The sequence below is a fragment of the Stenotrophomonas sp. LC732 genome (assembly GCF_052446685.1).
Lineage (GTDB): Bacteria > Pseudomonadota > Gammaproteobacteria > Xanthomonadales > Xanthomonadaceae > Stenotrophomonas > Stenotrophomonas muris.
In genome coordinates, this window is record NZ_CP199214.1 from 4,175,538 (window position 1) to 4,194,970 (window position 19,433).

The window sequence follows — 19,433 nt, forward strand, 5'->3', positions numbered from 1 at the left end:
ATGATGCCCCGGCGGCGCTGCCACACCCACCGGGCAGGCACCGCACTACGCGGGTTCGTCCTCGCGCACCTCGTGGAAGGGCAGCATCGTCTCGAAGCCGAATTCGTGTTCCATGCTGGTGCGGACCAGGCCGCCGATGGCGTAGCGGCTGGTGTTTGCATGCACGTCTATGCCACCGTGCCGCCACTCGGTGCGCAGATGCAGCGTCTCTGCGCGTCGCATGACGGTCCGTTCCTCCTGCAGCAGCGCGCGCCGGTGCTTCTTCATCAACAGCCGCAGCGGTTTCACCATGGTGATGCCGAATGCGGCCAGCTCGGGCAGCAACTCGCTGATATCGGCATCGTCGCCATAGTCGTGGCTGCGCGTATGCACGGATAGCACCACCTTGCGGATGGCGGCGACCGAGAGCGGGGTCTGGTCTGCGCGCGCACGTGCACGCTGGCGTCCATTCTTCATGCGTGTCTTCACCTGCATGTGATTACCACGTTTCCGGCCCTCGAAGCAGACGCGCGAAGATGGCGTGAAGGCATTCGCGCGCCCTGTCATAACCTGACGTACTAAGTGTTTGTGACGCAATTTGCATATTCGTACATTGCGGATGTGAAGAGGTAGGGGGTTCTCCGTTGTGTCGCGTTTGGCTCGTTGCGATGGGGCAGTTCCGCCCCGCCGTCCTGCCATGCCGATTCACAACAGAAGGATTCGTGTATGAAGCGACACACGCAACGCTCCGCGCCACCGCGCTCCGCGCGCCTGGCCCTTGCCACTGCCCTGGTGCTGGGCAGCCTGGCCGCCACCGCGCAGGCCCAACAGGCCGATCCGCTGGCGAGTATCCAGTGGCACCTGCTCAACACCGGGCAGACCGTCCCGGCCGACACCCTGCCGGTGGCCGGCAACGACCTGAACGTGGATGGCCTGTTCCGCAACGGCATCCGTGGCCAGGGTGTCACCATCGCCATCGTCGATGATGGCCTGCAGATCGCGCATCCGGACCTGGCGGCCAACGTGGCGGCGGTGGCCGGCAAGAACTTCACCAACGGCTCGAACAACCCCACCCCGACCAACCCGGACGTCGACAACCACGGCACCATGGTCGGCGGCATTGCTGGCGCGGTGGGCGCCAACAACCTGGGCGTACGTGGTGTGGCGCCGGCGGCGACGCTGAAGGGCTTCAATCCGATTTCGCGCTCAGCCCTGGGCAACCAGCAGAGCAACATCGAGTACGCCTGGTGGGACGGCGCGGAATCGGCCGACGTGCAGGTGTTCAACAACAGCTGGGGCGCCGGCCCGGGCAATCCGAACCTGCCGCTGGCGTACAGCGAAAACACGATTCGTTCGTATGAGCAGGCACTGTCGGGTACGCGCGGTGGCCGCGGCGGCATCTACGTGAAGTCGGCGGGCAACAACTTCAACAATGCCTCGATCAGCCAGACCCAGGATGTCTGCACCACCGACACCAAGAACCGCAACACCGGCTGCGTGCCGGCCGGACGCGATCCGCGCAACAACCTGTTCAACGTGATCACGGTAGGCGCGGTGCGTGCCGATGGCGTGCGCTCGTCGTATTCCTCCACCGGCTCGGCGCTGTGGGTGTCGGCCTTCGGCGGCGAATACGGCCTGCAGGCCCAGTACGCCCCCGGCCTGGTGGCACGCGCCTACGACCCGGCCATCGTCACCACCGACGTGACCGGGTGCGCGCAGGGCAGCAACAAGAACACCAACCGCCAGAACACGCTGGACAGCAACCTGTCGGCCATCGACAGCACCTGCAACTACACCGCCAAGATGAACGGCACCTCGGCGTCAGCGCCGATGGTCTCGGGCGTGGCGGCACTGGTGCTGGAAGCCAATCCGAACCTGTCCTATCGCGATGTGAAGTACATCCTGGCCACCACCGCCACCCGCAACCACCCGAACCAGCCGGCGGTGACGCTGGCCGACGGGCGCACGCTGGTGCCAGGCTGGACGGTGAATGCTGCCGGCCGTGCCTACAGCAACTGGTATGGCTTCGGCGTGGTCAACGCTGCACGCGCGGTGCAGGTGGCCGAGAACTTCCAGTCGCTCGGTGCGCTGGTCGACAGCGGCTGGCGCAACACCACGCGTACCGTGGCCATCGGCAACACCTCGGCCGCCGCCGCACGCCTGACCTTCCAGTTGGCCAACGGCGCGCGCAACATCGAAAGCGTGCAGCTGGGCTTCCGGGTCAACCACCGCAATACGCGCCAGCTGCAGTTCGTGCTGGTGTCGCCCAGCGGTACCCGCAGCGTGGTGCAACCGGCGTTCACCGCGATCGGTTCGGGCACGGGTGGCGCGCAGAGCAACTTCACCAGCTGGGACCTGCTGTCCAGCAATGCCTTCCTGGATGAGAACGCCACGGGCACCTGGACGCTGGAAGTGACCGACATGGGGCAGGCCGCGACCGCTGCATCGCGTGGCAACCTCGAATTCTTCAAGATCCGCGTTCTGGGGCACTGATGATGAAGACCACCATTCTGTTGAGCACGCTCGCCTTCGCGGCGATGACCTCCCCTGCCTGGGCACAGAGCTCGGGGCAGACCCCTCCGGCCAGGACCCTGTCGACCGTGGATGCTCAGGAACTGAAGGCGTCCGCTACCGGCCGCTCGTTCGATGTGGGCGGCACGCGTTTCCAGCTGTCGCCCTCGGCAACGGTAAAGCAGGCCAGCGGCGGCCAGTTCACGATCACCCCGCAGGCGGCGGCGACCACCAGCGCGCGTACCAAGCGTTCGCTGGATGGCGCCGCGGCGGCGCCTGCTGATGCCGGTGCCGGCAAGTTCGCGGCGGCGGTCTCCCGTGACGGAGCGCCGGTGGTGGCGACCTCGCGGGTCAAGGTGTTCTTCACCGATGCAGCATCGGCCCAGCGCGCGGCTACGGCCACCGGTGGCACCGTGGTGAAGGTGTCGAAGGCTTCGGGCCAGGCCATCGTGGAGTACCCGTCGGTGAACGCGGCACTGGATGCGACCACCAGGCTGCTGTCCACCGCTGGTATCCGCGCCACCGAGCCGGACGTGGTGCAGTGGGAAGAGACCAAGTAAGGCGTTGAGCGGTACCCCGGCCGGCTGGCTCTCCTGGCCGGCCGGGGATTGGTGTGGGGGTGTGCCGACCAACGGTCGGCACCTGCCGGGGCCGCGCGCGTGTAGAGCCGAGCCGATGCTCGGCTGCTGTCTACGGGGTGCCGCAGGCGCGGTGCGCGCGGCGCCGAGCATGGGCTCGGCTCTACAGCTGTGCCAACCAAGGTTGGCATCTACCAGGAGCAGATTCGGACGTGCCAACCAAGGTTGGCACCCACCGGCGTTACCGCGCGGCCAGTGTGCCGCTGTGCTTGAGGTGGCAGCTGGCCAGCGCGTCGTTGCCGGCGGCCGGGTGGCCGGGCTCGAGCAGCAGGCGCTGCACGTCCGAGAACAGCTTTTCCACCGGCATGCCGTACGGCGCGAACAGGCGCAGGCGGCCCTGGCGGTCGAACACGTAGCCGCCGGCAATGTGGCTCATGGTGTAGGTATCCGGTACCTGACCGGGTTCCTTTTCGTAGAACGCCTTGAAGTCGCTGGCCATCGCGGCCAGCTGCGCATCGTTGCCAACCAGCGCGATTGCCTTAGGATCGAACGCTTCCACATAGGTGCGCGCGACCTCGGGCGTGTCGCGGGCCGGGTCGACGCTGACGAACACCACCTGCAGCTGATCGGCATCCTTGCCCATCAGGTGCTTGACCTGGCTCAGCTCGACCATCGTGGTCGGGCACACGTCCGGGCAGCTGGTGAAGCCGAAGAACAGGTAGGTCACCTGCCCCTGCAGGTCCTTCGGGCCGCGCACGGTGCCGTGGCTGTCGGGCATCGACCAATGCTGGCCAAGTTCTTCGCAGGCGATGTCCTTCGCATAGAAGTCCATGCGCGACTGCGCGCTGCAGCCGGCCAGCAGGCCGAGCAGCAGGCCTGCGGCCAGGCGCAGGCCACGATGGGGGAACGCAATGCCTTTCACGGTTCGCCAGCTCAGTTGATCATCATGTGGTAGTGCATGCTCCAGATGATCCAGACCGACAACGCGACGACGATGAACAGGATCACCAGGGTGAACACGAAGCTGGCCAGGTTCCAGCCACCTTCGGACTTGCGGTCCATGTGCAGGAAATAGACCAGCTGCACCAGGATCTGCGCCACTGCGAAGCCGACCAGCAGGAACAGCGTGAGCGGCCGCGACAGCACCGGATTCATCACCAGTGCGAACGGCACCACGGTCAGCAGCGCGCACAGCACGAAACCGATCAGGTAGGACTTGGTGGAGCCGTGCGCATTGCCGGCGCGCGAGGTTTCGACGTGGGCCATGTCAGAAGGCTCCGATCAGGTAGACGAAGGTGAAGACGCAGATCCACACCAGGTCCAGGAAGTGCCAGAACAGGCTCAGGCACGACACGCGGGTGATGTTGGTCGGGGTCAGGCCACGGCGGTAGACCTGGTGCATGACCACCGCCATCCAGATCAGGCCGCTGGCCACGTGCAGGCCGTGGGTGGCGACCAGCGCGAAGAACGCCGACAGGTAGGCACTGGTGCTCGGGCCCGCGCCTTCGTGGATCAGGTGCGAGAACTCGTAGATCTCCATGCCGATGAACGAGGCACCGAGCACGAAAGTCACGCCCAGCCAGCGCAGCACCGCCGAGGCATCGTGGCGATGCATGGCCAGAACGGCCTGGCCGTAGGTGATGCTGGAGACCAGCAGCAGGAAGGTCTCGGCCATCACGAACGGCAACGAGAACAGGTCCTTGCCGGTGGGGCCGCCGGCGTAGGCGGTGCTGAGCACCGCGTACGAGGCGAACAGGGAACCGAACAGCACCAGGTCGGACATGAGATAGACCCACATGCCGAACACCTTCATGCCGCCCTGTTCGTGGCCATGGTCGTGCTCGTGGTGGTCCTCGTGCGCCTGCGTGTCGCTGGCCAGCTCCGGGCGGGTCAACAGGTTCATGCGCGTACCTCCTTCAGCTTGGCAAGGTTGGCCGCTTCGGTGCGCGCCACCTCTTCGGAACTGACGTAGTAATCCACGTCCTCATCGTAGGACCGCACGATCAGGGTCACGATCATCGCGATGAAGCTGGCTGCGGCCATCCACCAGATGTGCCAGACCAGGGCGAAGCACAGCACCAGGATCCAGATGTTGAGGATCAGCGGCACGCCGGTGTTCTTCGGCATGTGGATCGGGGCGTACGTCTTCGGCGGCGGCGGCAGGCCGCGCTTCTTCGCTTCGTGGAAGGCATCCAGCTCATCGGCCTTGGGCACCACGGCGAAGTTGTAGAACGGCGGCGGCGACGGCGTGGCCCATTCCAGCGTGCGTGCGTTCCACGGGTCGCCGGTCAGGTCCAGGTTGCGCTTGCGGTCGCGCACGCTCACGTAGATCTGCACCAGCATCAGGATGATGCCCGCGAACACGAACAGTGCACCGATGAAGGCGGCGATCAGGTACGGCGTCCACGCCGGGTTGTCGTACTGGTTCATGCGGCGGGTCATGCCCATGAAGCCCAGCATGTACAGCGGCATGAAGGCCAGGTAGAAGCCGATCACCCAGCAGGCGAACGACCACTTGCCCAGGCGCTCGTTGAGGGTGAAGCCGAACACCTTCGGGAACCAGTAGGCGAAGCCGGCCAGGTAGCCGAACAGCGCGCCGCCGATGATGGTGTTATGGAAGTGGGCGACCAGGAACAGGCTGTTGTGCAGCAGGAAGTCCGCGCCCGGGATGGCCAGCAGCACGCCGGTCATGCCACCGATGGTGAAGGTGACCAGGAAGGCGATGGTCCACAGCATCGGTACGCTGAACTCGACGCGGCCGCCGTACATGGTGAACAGCCAGGTAAAGATCTTCACCCCGGTGGGGATGGCGATGATCATCGTCATGATGCCGAAGAAGGCATTGACGCTGGCACCCGAGCCCATGGTGAAGAAGTGGTGCAGCCAGACGATGAACGACAGGATGCCGATCGCCAGCGTGGCGCCCACCATCGACTTGTAGCCGAACAGCTTCTTGCGCGCGAACGTGGCGGTGACTTCAGAGAAGATGCCGAACGCCGGCAGCACCAGGATGTACACCTCCGGGTGGCCCCAGGCCCACACCAGGTTCACGTACATCATCGGGTTGCCACCCAACGTGTTGGTGTAGAAGTTGAAGTCCAGGTAGCGGTCCAGGGTGAGCGCACCCAGCGCCACGGTCAGGATCGGGAAGGCGGCGATGATGATCACGCTGGTGACCAGCACCGTCCAGGTGAACACCGGCATCTTCATCAGGGTCATGCCCGGCGCACGCATGCGCAGGATGGTGATGAACAGGTTGACGCCGGTCAGCAATGTGCCGATGCCCGAGGCCTGCAACGCCCAGATGTAGTAGTCCACGCCTACGCCCGGACTGAACTCGATGCCCGACAGCGGCGGATAGGCCACCCAGCCGGTCATGGCGAACTCGCCAACGCCCAGCGAGATCATCATCAGCGCAGCGCCAACCACGAAGATCCAGAAGCTGAAGGCGTTGAGGAACGGGAACGCCATGTCGCGTGCGCCGATCTGCAGCGGCACGATGATGTTCATCAGGCCGACCACGAACGGGGTGGCCACGAAGAAGATCATGATCACGCCATGCGCGGTGAAGATCTGGTCGTAGTGCTCCGGTGGCAGGAAGCCATCACTGCCTGGCCCGGCCGCGGCCAACTGCGCGCGCATCATCAGCGCGTCGGCGAAGCCACGCACCAGCATGACCAGCGCCACTACCACGTACATGATGCCGATCTTCTTGTGGTCCACGGTGGTGAACCAGTCGCGCCAGAGCACGCCCCATAGCTTGAAGTACGTCACCGCGCCAAGCAGCGCGAGGCCACCCAGCACCATGGCCGCCAGCGTGACCACGACGATCGGCTCGTGCAGCGGCACGGCCTCCCACGTCAATTTACCCAACATGTTCGTTACTCCTGGGAAACCTGGGCACCACCGGCAGCACCCGCCGGGGACGCAGCAGCGGTGTTCTCACCGACGCCGATGAACTGGTCGATGACCTTCTTGAACAGCAGCGGTTCGACGCTGGAGAAGTGCTGCACCGGCGCGTTCTTCGACGGTGCGGCCAGCGCCTTGAACTGGTTGAAGTCCAGCGCCTGTGGTGCGCTGCGTACCTCGGCCACCCAGCGCTCGAACTCCTCGTTGCTGCTGGCGGTGGCAATGAACTTCATGTTCGAGAAGCCATGCCCGCTGTAGTTGCCGGACATGCCACGGAACTGGCCGGGCTCGTTGGCGATCAGGTGCAGCTGCGTGCGCATGCCGGCCATCGCGTAGATCTGCCCACCCAGCTGCGGGATGAAGAAGGTATTCATCGTCGAGTTGGAGGTGATGTTGAACGCCAGCGGGCGGTTGGCCGGGAAGTTGAGCTGGTTGACCGTGGCGATGCCCAGGTCCGGATAGACGAACACCCATTTCCAGTCGGTGGCGATCACGTCCACGTGCAGCGGCTCACCGGCCACGTCCAGCGGCTTGTACGGGTCCAGTTCGTGGGTCGACTTCCACACGATCACGGCCAGGCCGGCAATGATCAGCAGCGGCACGCCCCAGACCACGATCTCCACCTTGGTGGAATGCGACCAGTCCGGCGTGTATTTCGCCTTGGTGTTGCCGGCGCGGAAGCGCCAGGCGAATACGAAGGTCAGCACGATGGCCGGTATCACCACGATCAGCATCAGGCCGATGCAGATCAGGATCAGGTCGCGCTGGGCGAGCCCGACCATGCCCTTCGAATCCAGCAGCACCCAGTCACAGCCCGACAGGCCGACGCAGGCCAGGGCGACCAGCGCCAGGCGGATGCGGTTCCAGCAGATATTCATTGGAGGTCAACCCTGTTGAAGAAGCGCGCTTGACCGGCTCGCCTGCGCGCAGCGCCCGGGCGTGGAGCGGCTACACTGTGGGTACGAGATCGCCTACAAGAGAGCGATCCACTCCAATCAAGCCCATACAAGATACATCATTGTATGGACTTGTGCATCTGCACGTATGGAAAAACTGACCGATGACGCCACCTGCCGCCGGCCGCCGCCTGAAACACCCCAATCGCACCTGGGTTCGCCCCTTCCGCGAGGGCGCTGGCCCGCTGTACCTGCAGATCGCCCAGCAGGTGCGCGAGGCAGTGGATGACGGCGTGCTGCGTCCGGGCGACCGGCTGCCGCCGCAGCGCGACCTGGCCCAGCAGGTGGGCGTGGACCTGACCACGGTCACCCGGGCCTTTGCCGAGCTGCGCCAGGCTGGCCTGCTGGATGCGCAGGGCGCCGGCGGCACCTTCATCGCGCTGTCGGCCGGCAACCGCAGCACCTCGGTGGACCTGAGCATGAACATCCCGCCGCTGCTGGGCAGCGCGCCGTTCGCACAGTGCATGGAGGCCGGTTTCCAGCACGTGGGCCAGCAGCTGGGCCAGGGCGAACTGATGAGCTACCACGTCGGCGCCGGCACCCGCGAGGACCGCGCCGCCGCCGTGCAGTGGCTGTCACCGGTGCTGGGCACGGTGGGTGCCGACCAGGTGGTGATCTGCCCCGGCGCGCAGACCGCACTGTGCGCACTGATCCTGGCCCGCACCCAGCCGGGCGAGCTGATCGCTGCCGAGCAGCTGACCTACCCGGGCCTGCTGGCCGCCGCGCGCGTGCTGCAGCGGGGTGTGGTGCCGGTGGCGATGGACGCCGAAGGCATGCTGCCCGAAGCGCTGGAAGAGGCCTGCCAGCTGCGCCGCCCGCGCCTGCTGTACCTGGTACCGACCATCCAGAACCCGACCACGGCGACGATGTCGGCACAACGCCGGCAGGCCCTGCTGGCGGTTGCCAAGCGCCACGATCTGACCGTGATCGAAGACGATCCCTACTGGTTGCTGGCCGGGGACGCCGCACCGCCGCTGGCCGCCCACCGCGACGCCGGCTGCCCGGTGTATTACATCTCCACCCTGTCCAAGTGCCTGGCACCGGGCCTGCGCACCGCCTACCTGGTGGTGCCGGGCGGCGAACCGATGGAACCGGTGCTGGACGCCCTGCGTGCGATCGCGCTGATGCCGACCCAGTCGATGGTGGCGGTGGCGTCGCAGTGGATCCGCAGCGGCCAGGCCCAGGACATGGTGCAGCGCTTCCAGCAGGAGCTGCGCGAGCGCCAGGCGATTGCCGCGCAGTACCTGCCGTCCCGCGCGCGGGCGCACCCGGCCGGCCTGCACGTATGGCTGCCGCTACCGCCGCGGCTGGACCAGTACCGGCTGATCCAGGCCGCACAGGAACAGGGTCTGGGCATCGCCAGCTCGGACGCCTTCAGCGTGGAGGAACCGCCACCGGGCAACGCCATCCGCCTGTCGCTGGGCGGCGCAGTTGACCAGGATGCGCTGGCCGGGGCGCTGGCCAAACTGAACGAGATCCTGTCTGAGGCCCCCGGGGCCCGGCACAACGCCATCGTCTGAACCGGGCGCATGGCGCCTCATCCATACAAGATGATATTTTGTATGCAATGTATGGATGAAGGGACGTGCGTCGATGCGCGCCGAGAGACTGAAGTTCCACCTGGTAATGGCCGGCTGTGGTGGCTTTGTGGTGTTGATGCTGGCCGCGCTGGCCTGGGTCTGCCTGCAGCCGCAGACCGTGGATGTGCAGGCCGCCGAGCGCCACGCCATCGAGCAATGCGTGCAGCGCAGCGAGGATCCGTCGCGTAGCGAGATCCAGCGTCGCGCGCAGGCCGACTCCTGCCGCGAGATGCGCAAGCAGTACGTGCACAAGTTCGGCGGGGACGCGTCCTGATGGGCGCAGCCGCGCCGCGCCGCCGCTGGCTGCTGCCGACGATGATCGCCCTCGCCTGCCTGTTCATGGCCGGCGTGGCGGCTGCGCTGTGGCAGTACTTCGGCTACAGCGCGCAGTCGACGTTCACCGAACAGGCCATCGTCTTCGACGACTCGCAGCTGCGCCTGCCGTCCGATCTGGCCGGTGATACCGGCCGCATCCGCGTGGTGCACTTCTGGGACCCGGCGTGTGCCGTCTGCAACCGCGAAACCGGCGCACACCTGAGCTACCTGATCAGCATGTACCGCCGCGCCGGCATCGACTTCTATGCGATCCGCCGCCCCGGTACCCAGGGCGAACTGCCTGAGCCGCTGCGCAACAAGGTGATCAACCTGCCGACCATCGACGGCATCGAACACATCCCGGCCAGCCCTGCCGTGGCGATCTGGGACCGGCAGGGCCACCTCGCCTATGCCGGCCCGTACAGCATCGGCATGGTCTGCAACTCGGCCAACAGCTTCGTCGAACCACTGCTGGACAGACTGGTGCGCGGCGAAACCGTGCGCCCGAAAGGACTGCTTGCCGTGGGCTGCTACTGCCCCTGGCAGGCCAAGCGCTGAGGACGCGCAATGACACCACTGACGCTGGCCGCTGTGGCCGCCACAAGCAACAACGGCGGTCACCTGTCCGAACCGACCGATGGTTATGGACAGGCTCCCGCCGTTGGAAGCAACGATACGCCCCGACATGCTCCGTACATGCCGCGACCGGATGTCGCAGCCCGCGAATGGGTGCAGGACGTGCTCGCGCACAACGGGCCGATCTACCTGCGCATCGTCAATTCGCTGGAGCGCACGGTGCGTCGCGGTGGGCTTGCACCAGGACAACGCCTGCCCTCGCAGCGTGCGTTGGCGCAGCAGCTCGGCGTCGACCTGACCACGGTAACGCGGGCGTTCGACGAAGCGCGCAAGCGCGGCCTGATCGAGGCGCGCGGGCCACAAGGCAGTTTCATCGCACCACCCAAGGCCGGCTTCGACCAGGTGGTGGACCTGAGCATGAACGTGCCGCCGGTGCCCGATGCCGATGCGCTGGCCGAAACCCTGCGCCGCGGTGCCGCCGCCGTGCTTGCGCGCAGCAACGCGCCGAACCTGATGACCTACCACCTGGGCGGCGGCAATCCCACCGACCGCCACGCGGCAGCGCGCTGGCTGCAACCGATGCTGGGCGCGGTGGAGGATGCCAGCCTGTTGCTGACCGAAGGCGCGCAGGTGGCGCTTGCCGCGATCCTGGTCAGCCAGGGCCGCGACGATGATGCGATCCTCTGCGATGCGCTGGTCTATCCGGGCCTGCTGCAGGCCGCCGCCGCACTGGGCCGGCGGCTGCTGCCGGTGGACAGCGACGAACACGGCATGTGCCCCGATGCGCTGGCCCGGCTGGCACGCGAAAGCGGCGCGCGGTTGGTCTATCTCAACCCCACCTGCCAGAACCCGACCGCGCTGAGCCTGCCGCTGCAGCGGCGCGAAGCGCTGGCGCGTGTTCTGGAGAGGGAAGGCCTGCTGGCGATCGAAGACGATCCTTACTGGCACCTCGCCGAGGATGCACAGACACCGCTGGCGGCGCTGGCACCGCGCCATGTGTTCTACGTGGCGACGCTGTCGAAGGTGATCAGCCCCGGCCTGCGCACTGCGTTCGTGCAGTGCCCAAGCGCTGCGCACGCCGAGGCGATGGCTTCGGCCTTGCGCGCCACCCGGTTGATGGGGCATCCGCTGGTGGCGGCGCTGGCCAGCCAGCTGCTGCTGGATGGTTCGGCGCAATCGCTGCTGGCGCAGGTGCGCAGCGAAGCGCACGAGCGCATGCGCATGGCGCGCTACCTGCTGGCGCCTTCGCTGCTGCTGCGCGCCGAAGGCCTGCATGCCTGGTGCCGGGTACCAGCGCCATGGACTGACGCCACCCTGGTGCGTACCGCACAGCTGCAGGGGCTGGCGATCGCGCCCTCATCGGCGTTCTGCCCGCCGGGGGTGCAGCATCAGAACGGCGTGCGGCTGTCGCTGGGGCTGGCGGCCGATCGCCGGCAGCTGGAAAGTGCGCTGCAACGGATTGACCGGTTGTTGTTGTCGGACGCGTTGCCGGCGATCGAGCGGTAGCCCTGGAATGGGATGTGCCGACCAACGGTCGGCACCCACCCGACCGGTAGTGCCGGCCGCTGGCCGGCGGAAGATTCCTCAGCACGGTTGGAATGTGCCGACCAACGGTCGGCACCCACCCGACCGATAGTGCCGGCCGCTGGCCGGCGGAAGATTCCTCAGCACGGTTGGAATGTGCCAACCAACAGTTGGCACCCACCCGACCGGTAGTGCCGGCCGCTGGCCGGCGGAAGATTCCCCGGTACGGTTGGAATGTGCCAACCAAGGTTGGCACCCACCCGATCGGTAGCGCCGGCCACTGGCCGGCGGAAGATTCCCCGGCACGGTTGGAATGTGCCAACCAAGGTTGGCACCCACCAAAGCAGGGTCAGACCAAGGCGGAGAGGGCCTTCACCAGCGCATCCATCTGCTGCGGCCGGGTGAACACCGACGGCGTCACCCGCACGCAGGCGCCGGAGTCCAAGCCGTCGCGATGGGTGGTGAACACGCGATGCTCATCCAACAGGCGCTTCTGCAGCGCGATGTTGTCAGCCACGCTGGTGCGCCCGCTCAGGCGGAAGCTGGCCAATGCACTCGCCAACGCCGGATCCGGCGAAGACAGCACTTCGATGTGCGCCATCTGCCGCGCCGGCAGCGTCCAGCGCTCGCGCAGGTAACGCAGGCGCGCCTGCTTGTTGTCCGCACCGATGCGCTGGTGCAGGGCAATCGCCTCCGGAAGTGCCAGGTAAGCGGCGAAGTTGACCGTGCCGGTGTGTACGCGGCTGCCCACGCGGCCGTCGTCGGTCTCGCCCATGTACGGGTCGAGGTCCGCAACGCGGCCCCTGCGCACGTACATCGCGCCGACACCGACCGGTGCGCCGATCCACTTGTGCAGGTTGATGCCGACGAAATCGGCCTTGAGCTGCGGCACCGCGTAGTCGATCTGGCCGAACCCGTGCGCCGCATCGACGATCACGTCGATACCGCGTGCGCGTGCACGCTCGGCGATCTCGGCCACCGGCAGCACCAGCCCATGGCGATGGCTGACCTGGGTCAGCAGCACCAGCTTCAGGCGTGGCAGCCGCGCGAACGCGGCCTCGTAGGCCTGCAGGATCTGCGCATGGTCGGGCACCACCGGCAGCGCGATGCGCTCGACCTGCACGCCACGGCGCTGCTGCAGCCAACGCATCGCACCGATCATGCTGTCGTAGTCGATGTCGGCGTACAGCACCTGGTCGCCGGGCCGCAGGCGGTTGTAGCCACCGATCAGCGCCAGCATCGCTTCGGTGGCGCCACGGGTCAGTGCGATCTCGTCGGCGCCCACGCCCAGCAGTTCGGCCACCTGCCGCTGCACCGCCATGTACTGCGCCGGGAACTCATGACGGCCGTACCAGGCGTTGCCACGGTTCACCTCGGCGGTGTGGCGCTGGTAGCTGGCCAGCGTCTCGCGGCCCATCGCGCCCCAGTAGCCGTTCTCCAGGTGGTTCACTTCATCGGTGATGTCGAAGTGGCTGGCCACGGCGGCCCAGTAGCCTTCATCGCGGGCCAGCGCGTCCGGCGCTACGGTCGTTGCGGGAATCTGCATGGGCGCAGCGTAACCCGCGGCCGCCATGGCGGGCAGTGAAGACAGCGCAGCTGCAGCCGGCAGCAGTGCACCGGCACGCAACAGGACGCGGCGGTTGCGGTCCATCAGAAGCTCAGCCGGTACTGTGCGTACAGGTTGGCACCGTCGGTGTCGTACGGCGCATTGCGCGAGTAGACCAGGCCGCGACTGGCCTGGAAGGTGGCTTCGTCCGGATAGCGGTCGAACACGTTGTCGGCACCCACGCGCAGGCTGTGATGTTCGTTGATGCGATAGCCGACGGCCAGGTCGAGGAAGCTCATCGCACCAAAGCGCTGGTAGATATCGCCCACCGCATTGCCGCTGGAATCGGTCCAGGCACCGTAGTAGCGCATGCGCGCCATCAGCGACCAGGCACCGATGTCCCAGCTGCCGGTCAGGCTGCCCTTGTGCTCGGGCAGGCGATCTTCGAACAGCACGCGCTGGGTCTCGTTGGTGGCCACCGAGGTGCTGCCGTTGTCCACGCGGGTGCGGTTGTAGTTGTAGGCCAGGGTCAGCGTCATGCGGCCCGCGCCGAGGTCGCGCAGGCAATTGCCGACCACGTCCACGCCGGTGGTGGTGGTGTCGAAGTCGTTGGTGAAGTAGTTCACCGAGGTATAGCCCAGCGGATTGGGCGTACCGGCCGGAATGGCGAAACTGGCCGACTGGCTGAAGCGGTCGGTGAGCTTGATCTGGTAGACATCCACCGAGCCGGACAGGCCCAGGTCGGTGCGCCAGGTCAGGCCCAGCGATGCGGTACGCGATTCTTCCGGCTTCAACGGCCTGGCACCGAGCAGCTGCGCCAGCGGATCGTTCGGCGACAGGCGGCCGCTGGTGAAGATCTGCAGCGTGCGCGTATCCAACCCCTGGGTGGTGCTGGTGGTGTTGAGCTGCGCCGGCGTCGGCGCGCGGAAGCCGGTGGACACGGTGCCGCGCAGGGCGACGTCCGGGGTGATCGCGAAGCGCGCCGACAGTTTGCCGTCCAGTGTGCTGCCGAAGCTGGAGAAGTCCTCATAGCGGCTGGCTGCACCGATGCTCCAGCGCTCGCCCAGCGGCACTTCCATGTCCACGTAGGCGGCCTTGCTGCCCTGGCTCCACTGCCCGGCCTGGCTGGCCGAGAAGCCCGGCGCGCCATTGGAGTTGGCCTCCAGGCCCGCAGCCGCGCCCGGACCCACCGCGTACGAGGCCGGATCACCGGCGCGCACCTGGTAGGTTTCCTGGCGGAACTCGCCACCGAAGGCGACGTTGATCGGCTTGGACAGCGCAGCCACGTCCCATTCGTAGTTGAAGTCGGCGTTGGCGTTCTTCTCGGTCTGGGTCAGGCGGCCGAGATCGAAGTCGGTCGGGCTGGCCGGGCCGAGCGAGGCATTGATCGAGTTCTTCAGGCGATAGTCGATGGCGTTGCGGCCATACGAGGCGCTGACATCCCAGCGCAGCTTCGGCGTAATCTCGCCGCGCAGGCCACCGACCAGCTGCAGGTCGTTCTGCACGTTGCCGTACTGCGGGCTGAAGCCGACCGGATACAGCGAGCGCAGGATCCAGCCCGGGAAGATGGCGGTGGTGCGGTACGCGCCGGTGGTGGTGTCCGGGTTGCGCCAGTTGAAATCGCTGACGCCATCGCTGTGGCTGTACAGGCCAAAGGCATAGAGCTCCAGCGTATCGCTGGCGTTGGCCTTTACGTTGAAGCCGACGCGGCGGCTTTCCAGTTCCGGCTGGCCCCAGCGCTGCACCGGGTTGGGCACCTCCAGCTCCGGATGCGCGGCCTGGAAGGCGATGGCATCGGGGCGCTGGCGGGTGCGCGAGGTGGCGTCGGAGGTGGACGATTCGGCGAACAGCACCAGGCTGCCATAGTCGCCCAGCGACCAGCCGGTGCGTGCACTGAAATCGCGCGAAGCACCGTCGCCCTGCGCGTACTGCGAGTAGCCGGCGGTGATCTCGCTACCCGGCCCATCCTCCAGGATGATGTTGATGACGCCGGCGATGGCGTCCGAGCCGTACTGCGCCGACGCGCCATCACGCAGCACCTCGATGCGCTTGATCGCGCTGGTTGGAATCTGTGCCAGATCAGCGGCCTGTGCACCACGGTTGCCGAGCAGCGCGCTGCGGTGGAAGCGGCGGCCGTTGACCAGCACCAGGGTCTGGTCCGGCGACAGGCCACGCAGCGTCGCCGGACGCACGAACACCTGGCCGTCCGCCATCGGCAGGCGCTGCACCACGAACGACGGCACCAGCTGGGCCAGCACGTCCTTCAGGTCGGTGGATTCGACGGACCTGATGTCTTCCTTGCTGAACACATCCACCGGCGCCAGCGTTTCGAACTGGGTGCGGTTGGACGCGCGGGTACCGGTGACCAGCATCGCGTCGAGCTGGGTGGGTGCGGCGCGGCTGCCGCCGGCGGCATCGACCGCATCGGCCTCCGCTGCGATCGCGCCTCCTGCGCTGGCCATGGAAAGGGCAAGGAGGATGGAACGCGAAAGCTTCGAACGATGCACGGCAGGGCTCCGGGAGGACGCGACAGGGCCAGCACCTGTGCGCACACAACAGGCCTGGACAAGGCGCGCAGTCTCGGCGCGATGTGTGAAGGAGGCATGACGTCAGTACGACAGCTTGATGCGCCAACCAAGGTTGGCCCCTGCCAGGGCTCATCCGTAGATCCACGCCATGCATGGGTGGCAATGCAGACCCACGCCCCATCCCCGCACACAGCGGCTAGCCGTTGGCGTCGTCGCCAAAGCCGAATCGGGCCGGCCGTGCCGTTCGCAGCGGAACGAACATCATGGCGGCGAACACCACCAAGGCGGGGGTGGACATGATCCAGATGCCCCTGTTGCGAATCCCGATCCCCATGAAGTCGACCTGCAGATCGCCGATCCATTGCAGCTGCGTCAGTATCATCACCAGCCCGCCGATAGTCGCGCACGGCAACCCACCGTGACCGGCCCCCAACAACGTCGGTGTCAGAAACCCGCCCAGCAACGCGAAGCCGACACGGTACACCCAGGGGTTGCCGCGCCACCGTGGCGCGCCGAACAACATCAGCAGCATCAGCGCCAGGGTCAACAGACTGGGAAGTACCCAGAGGACAAGCAGCATTTCGATCATCTCGATCATCGGCCGGGCTCCGCTGGCCTGGCATCCCACGTCGTCGATCGCATCTCCCTGCCCCCCATCACGTCCATGAAGCACGCATTGTTGCCGGTACGCAGGCAGACGCAAAGCCCCGGCAGCGCAAGAACTGCTAAACGCCGCGCCTGCCGATCCGCTACTGTGCCGGCATTGGATGCGGGGAACGGCAGGATGAGCGCGGCAGGCAAGGCGTTGTGGTACATCGAAACCCATGCGGACCAGCCATTGGCGCTGGCCGACATCGCCGCTGCGGCCGGCCTGTCGCCGTTTCATCTGTCACGCCTGTTCCAGGCCCGCACCGGCACCTCGGTGGTGCGCTACCTGCGCGGGCGCCGCCTGACCGCTGCCGCGCAGCGGTTGGCCAACGGCGCGGGCGACATCCTGCAGGTGGCGCTGGGGGCCGGCTACACCACCCATGCTGCCTTCACCCGCGCCTTCAGCGAACAGTTCGGGCAGACACCGGAACGGGTACGCGAACAGGGCACCGATGGGCTGACGCTGGTGCAGGCGATCCGCCTGGACGAGGCCCCGTCAGCCTGCATTGAAGCCCCCCGGCTGCTCGATACGCCCGCGTTCCAGCTGGCAGGCGTCGGCATGCGGCATACCCGCGACAGCAGCGGCGCGATTCCGGGCCAATGGGCCCAGCTCAACCGCGAGTGGCCGACGCCGGCACCGGTCAGCTTCGGCGTGTGCTGCAACAGTGATGACGATGGTGGCTTCGACTACATTGCGGCACTACCGGCAAGCACGGTGCCGAGCGTGCCTGCGCACTGGCGACGCGTGGACATCCCGGCGCGCCGCTACCTGGTGGCTTGGCACGGCGGACACATCTCGGCCATCCGCTCGACCTGGTTCTGGTTGCTGGATCATTATCTCCCTGCGTCCAACCTGGGCCTTGCCGATGCGCCGGACCTGGAGCGCTACGACGCCCGGTTCGACGAGCACAGCGGCAACGGCGGCGTGGAGATCTGGCTGCCGGTGGAAGAACGTCCCCACTGACAAGGAGTTGAAGATGCGCATGACCGCTGCTGTGCTGGGAGGAATGCTGCTGGCGTTCGCGAGCGTCGGCGCCGCCCGCGAAAGCGGCGTCGCCGGCGAGCGCCACGGCACGACGACGCTGGCCAGCGCCGCCGTGCGCGACGCAGGGCACCGCGACGCGCTGCGCTACACGGTCTGGTATCCGGCACAGGCCGGCAGCCGCGAAAACGCGCTGACCATCGGTCCACCCGACGCGCCGCTGTTCGACGCCGGCCGGTCGGCCAAGGATGCGCCGGTCGCGGGTGATCGCCTGCCGACCCTGCTGCTCTCGCATGGCAACGGCGGCAGCGCGCGCATGATGGGTTGGCTGGGCACGGCGCTGGCGCGGGCCGGATATCTGGTGATTGCGGTGGATCATCCAGGCAACAACGGCGTTGACACCATGACCCTGCCCGGCAGCCTTCTGACCTGGTTGCGCGCCGATGACCTGTGTGCCGCACTGGCGGCCGTGCAAGCTGATCCGGTGCTGGGCCCGCATGTCGATCCTGAGCGCCTGGGGGTCGCCGGCTTCTCGGCCGGTGGCTACACCGCGCTGCTGGCAGCCGGTGCGCGACCGGACCTGCAGCGATTGCGGGACTTCTGCACCGCACATCCGGATGACGGCGTCTGCCGGCCCCAACAGGAGGCGGCAACGCACACGATGGAGGCGCGCGTTGCCGCTGCGGCGTCGCCCGAGCTGTCGCCATGGATGTCCCACGCCAACGACGCACGCGCCATTCCCGGCGTGCGCGCGGTGTTCCTGCTGGCGCCGGCAATCGTGCAGGCCTTTGCGCCCGAGCAGCTCTCCTCACTGAAACAGCCGGTGTCGATCGTGCTGGGCCAGGCGGACACGGTCGCGCCACCACAGACCAATGGCGAGGCTGCGCGTGCGGTGATTGCGGGCGCTGCACTGCAGGTGCTGCCCGGTGTCGGCCATTACGATTTCCTCGCCGCATGCACCCCGGCCGGACAACAGCGGCTGCAGGACCTGTGCAGCACATCGGTGCCGAAGGCGCAGACCCACGCGCAGGCAGCGGACGCGGCAATACGGTTCTTCAACCATTCGCTGCGCTAGTGGCCGCCGGGCATCGCCCGGCGCTACAGTGGGCGCGTCCACGGAGAATCGATCATGCGCCTGCTGCACCTCACTCTGCCGGTATCCGACGTCGCTTCCGTGGCCACATATTTCCACGATGTGCTGCAGCAGCGCGTGGTCGGCAACCATGTGCACGTCGGCTGGAGCACCCTCGAACTTCAGCCTGCGGCGGGACGTCCGGTGGGTGGCGTGCATCTGGCCTTCAACGTGCCGGACAACCGCTTCAGCGAGGCAATGACGTGGTTGCGTGAGCGCACGCCGCTGCAGCGCAATCCGGCGGGGCTGGACTACTTCGCGCTGGAGAGCAGCTGGCAGTCGCAGTCGGTGTACTTCACCGGCCCGGACGGCCTGATCCTTGAACTGATCGGCCGCCGCCGCCTGCCGGCCAGCGCTCGCGAAGGCGTGTTCCATGGCAGCGAGCTGACCTGCCTGAGCGAAGTCGGCCTGCCCAGCCGCGATGTCGAGGCCGTACGCGAACTGTCCAACCAACGTTTCGGCCTGCAGCCGATCAGCCCGGCTTCGCCGCAGTTCGCACCGATGGGCGACGACGAGGGCCTGTTGATCGTGGTCGCGGCCGATCGACGGTGGTTTCCCGAGCAGAAGGACCTGCCCAATGCGCAGGGGCTGTTGCTGCAGGTCGGCGACGTGGCTGGCCCCGGTGTCGTGGAGGACGTTGTGCTCGGCTGGCGGGTACAGGCAGCCTGA

General features: G+C 66.9%; 18 protein-coding genes. 9 read left to right on the forward strand and 9 right to left on the reverse strand.

All coding sequences use genetic code 11. From position 1 onward, the window contains the following. Nucleotides 1–45: 45 nt before the first annotated feature. Nucleotides 46–474: a hypothetical protein gene (locus tag ACT6SE_RS19755; protein WP_014648724.1), complete on the reverse strand. Its 429-nt coding sequence runs from the start codon at nucleotides 472–474 to the stop codon at nucleotides 46–48. 231 nt (nucleotides 475–705) lie between these two features. Here ACT6SE_RS19755 and ACT6SE_RS19760 point away from each other — a divergent pair, with 231 nt between their 5' ends. Together ACT6SE_RS19760 and ACT6SE_RS19765 are read left to right on the forward strand one after the other, a co-directional pair. Beyond that, on the forward strand, nucleotides 706–2,472 hold the full coding sequence (locus ACT6SE_RS19760) for a S8 family serine peptidase (RefSeq protein ID WP_088375310.1): 1,767 nt from the start codon (nucleotides 706–708) through the stop codon (nucleotides 2,470–2,472). Beyond that, nucleotides 2,472–3,050 carry a hypothetical protein gene (locus ACT6SE_RS19765; RefSeq protein WP_046432975.1) on the forward strand — a complete coding sequence of 193 codons (579 nt, stop codon included), beginning with the start codon at nucleotides 2,472–2,474 and terminating at the stop codon, nucleotides 3,048–3,050. Before ACT6SE_RS19760 ends, ACT6SE_RS19765 begins: the two co-directional genes overlap by 1 nt. 259 nt (nucleotides 3,051–3,309) lie before the next feature. On the opposite strand, the gene ACT6SE_RS19770 is transcribed toward ACT6SE_RS19765, so the two are convergent. The 5 genes from ACT6SE_RS19770 to cyoA are packed head-to-tail and all read right to left on the reverse strand — an operon-like array spanning nucleotide 3,310 to nucleotide 7,855. Beyond that, nucleotides 3,310–3,990, reverse strand: a complete 681-nt coding sequence (locus tag ACT6SE_RS19770) for an SCO family protein (protein WP_046432977.1) — start codon at nucleotides 3,988–3,990, stop codon at nucleotides 3,310–3,312. A gap of 11 nt (nucleotides 3,991–4,001) precedes the next feature. Beyond that, complete coding sequence (cyoD, locus tag ACT6SE_RS19775) at nucleotides 4,002–4,334, reverse strand: cytochrome o ubiquinol oxidase subunit IV (RefSeq protein ID WP_006399830.1); 333 nt, start codon at nucleotides 4,332–4,334, stop codon at nucleotides 4,002–4,004. Between the two features lies 1 nt (nucleotide 4,335). Next, entirely contained in the window at nucleotides 4,336–4,971 is a 636-nt protein-coding gene (gene cyoC, locus ACT6SE_RS19780; protein ID WP_014648729.1) for a cytochrome o ubiquinol oxidase subunit III, read from the reverse strand. After that, nucleotides 4,968–6,944 (reverse strand): cytochrome o ubiquinol oxidase subunit I, encoded by a 1,977-nt coding sequence (gene cyoB, locus ACT6SE_RS19785; RefSeq protein WP_032958781.1) that lies wholly within the window; start codon nucleotides 6,942–6,944, stop codon nucleotides 4,968–4,970. Before cyoB ends, cyoC begins: the two co-directional genes overlap by 4 nt. Before the next feature lie 5 nt (nucleotides 6,945–6,949). Next, nucleotides 6,950–7,855, reverse strand: a complete 906-nt coding sequence (gene cyoA, locus ACT6SE_RS19790; protein WP_014648731.1) for a ubiquinol oxidase subunit II — start codon at nucleotides 7,853–7,855, stop codon at nucleotides 6,950–6,952. Between the two features lie 182 nt (nucleotides 7,856–8,037). Here cyoA and ACT6SE_RS19795 point away from each other — a divergent pair, with 182 nt between their 5' ends. The 4 genes from ACT6SE_RS19795 to ACT6SE_RS19810 are packed head-to-tail and all read left to right on the forward strand — an operon-like array spanning nucleotide 8,038 to nucleotide 11,910. Beyond that, complete coding sequence (locus ACT6SE_RS19795) at nucleotides 8,038–9,453, forward strand: aminotransferase-like domain-containing protein (RefSeq protein WP_046432979.1); 1,416 nt, start codon at nucleotides 8,038–8,040, stop codon at nucleotides 9,451–9,453. A 55-nt stretch (nucleotides 9,454–9,508) separates the two neighbouring features. After that, entirely contained in the window at nucleotides 9,509–9,787 is a 279-nt protein-coding gene (locus ACT6SE_RS19800) for a hypothetical protein (RefSeq protein WP_169411283.1), read from the forward strand. Further along, a complete protein-coding gene (locus ACT6SE_RS19805; RefSeq protein WP_046432980.1) occupies nucleotides 9,787–10,386 on the forward strand; it encodes a DUF6436 domain-containing protein in 600 nt (199 codons plus the stop codon). The genes ACT6SE_RS19800 and ACT6SE_RS19805 overlap by 1 nt, the downstream gene beginning before the upstream one ends. Nucleotides 10,387–10,395: 9 nt before the next feature. Next, the gene (locus ACT6SE_RS19810; protein WP_014648735.1) at nucleotides 10,396–11,910 is read left to right on the forward strand and encodes an aminotransferase-like domain-containing protein; all 1,515 of its coding nucleotides are present in this window, start codon (nucleotides 10,396–10,398) and stop codon (nucleotides 11,908–11,910) included. A gap of 367 nt (nucleotides 11,911–12,277) precedes the next feature. Here ACT6SE_RS19810 and ACT6SE_RS19815 read toward each other — a convergent pair whose 3' ends face one another. The 3 genes from ACT6SE_RS19815 to ACT6SE_RS19825 form a co-directional block, all read right to left on the reverse strand. Then, nucleotides 12,278–13,579, reverse strand: a complete 1,302-nt coding sequence (locus ACT6SE_RS19815; RefSeq protein ID WP_046432981.1) for an aminotransferase class V-fold PLP-dependent enzyme — start codon at nucleotides 13,577–13,579, stop codon at nucleotides 12,278–12,280. Then, nucleotides 13,579–15,981, reverse strand: a complete 2,403-nt coding sequence (locus tag ACT6SE_RS19820) for a TonB-dependent receptor plug domain-containing protein (protein ID WP_080342782.1) — start codon at nucleotides 15,979–15,981, stop codon at nucleotides 13,579–13,581. Before ACT6SE_RS19820 ends, ACT6SE_RS19815 begins: the two co-directional genes overlap by 1 nt. A gap of 217 nt (nucleotides 15,982–16,198) precedes the next feature. Beyond that, nucleotides 16,199–16,600, reverse strand: coding sequence for a hypothetical protein (locus tag ACT6SE_RS19825; RefSeq protein ID WP_046432987.1), 402 nt, complete (start codon nucleotides 16,598–16,600; stop codon nucleotides 16,199–16,201). 186 nt (nucleotides 16,601–16,786) lie between these two features. Here ACT6SE_RS19825 and ACT6SE_RS19830 point away from each other — a divergent pair, with 186 nt between their 5' ends. Genes ACT6SE_RS19830 through ACT6SE_RS19840 form a run of 3 tightly spaced genes read left to right on the forward strand, consistent with a single transcriptional unit; the run spans nucleotide 16,787 to nucleotide 19,433 of the window. Further along, complete coding sequence (locus tag ACT6SE_RS19830; RefSeq protein WP_046432990.1) at nucleotides 16,787–17,614, forward strand: AraC family transcriptional regulator; 828 nt, start codon at nucleotides 16,787–16,789, stop codon at nucleotides 17,612–17,614. A 13-nt stretch (nucleotides 17,615–17,627) separates the two neighbouring features. Continuing rightward, the gene (locus ACT6SE_RS19835; RefSeq protein WP_046432993.1) at nucleotides 17,628–18,707 is read left to right on the forward strand and encodes an alpha/beta hydrolase family protein; all 1,080 of its coding nucleotides are present in this window, start codon (nucleotides 17,628–17,630) and stop codon (nucleotides 18,705–18,707) included. A gap of 54 nt (nucleotides 18,708–18,761) precedes the next feature. Then, a complete protein-coding gene (locus ACT6SE_RS19840; RefSeq protein ID WP_014648741.1) occupies nucleotides 18,762–19,433 on the forward strand; it encodes a VOC family protein in 672 nt (223 codons plus the stop codon).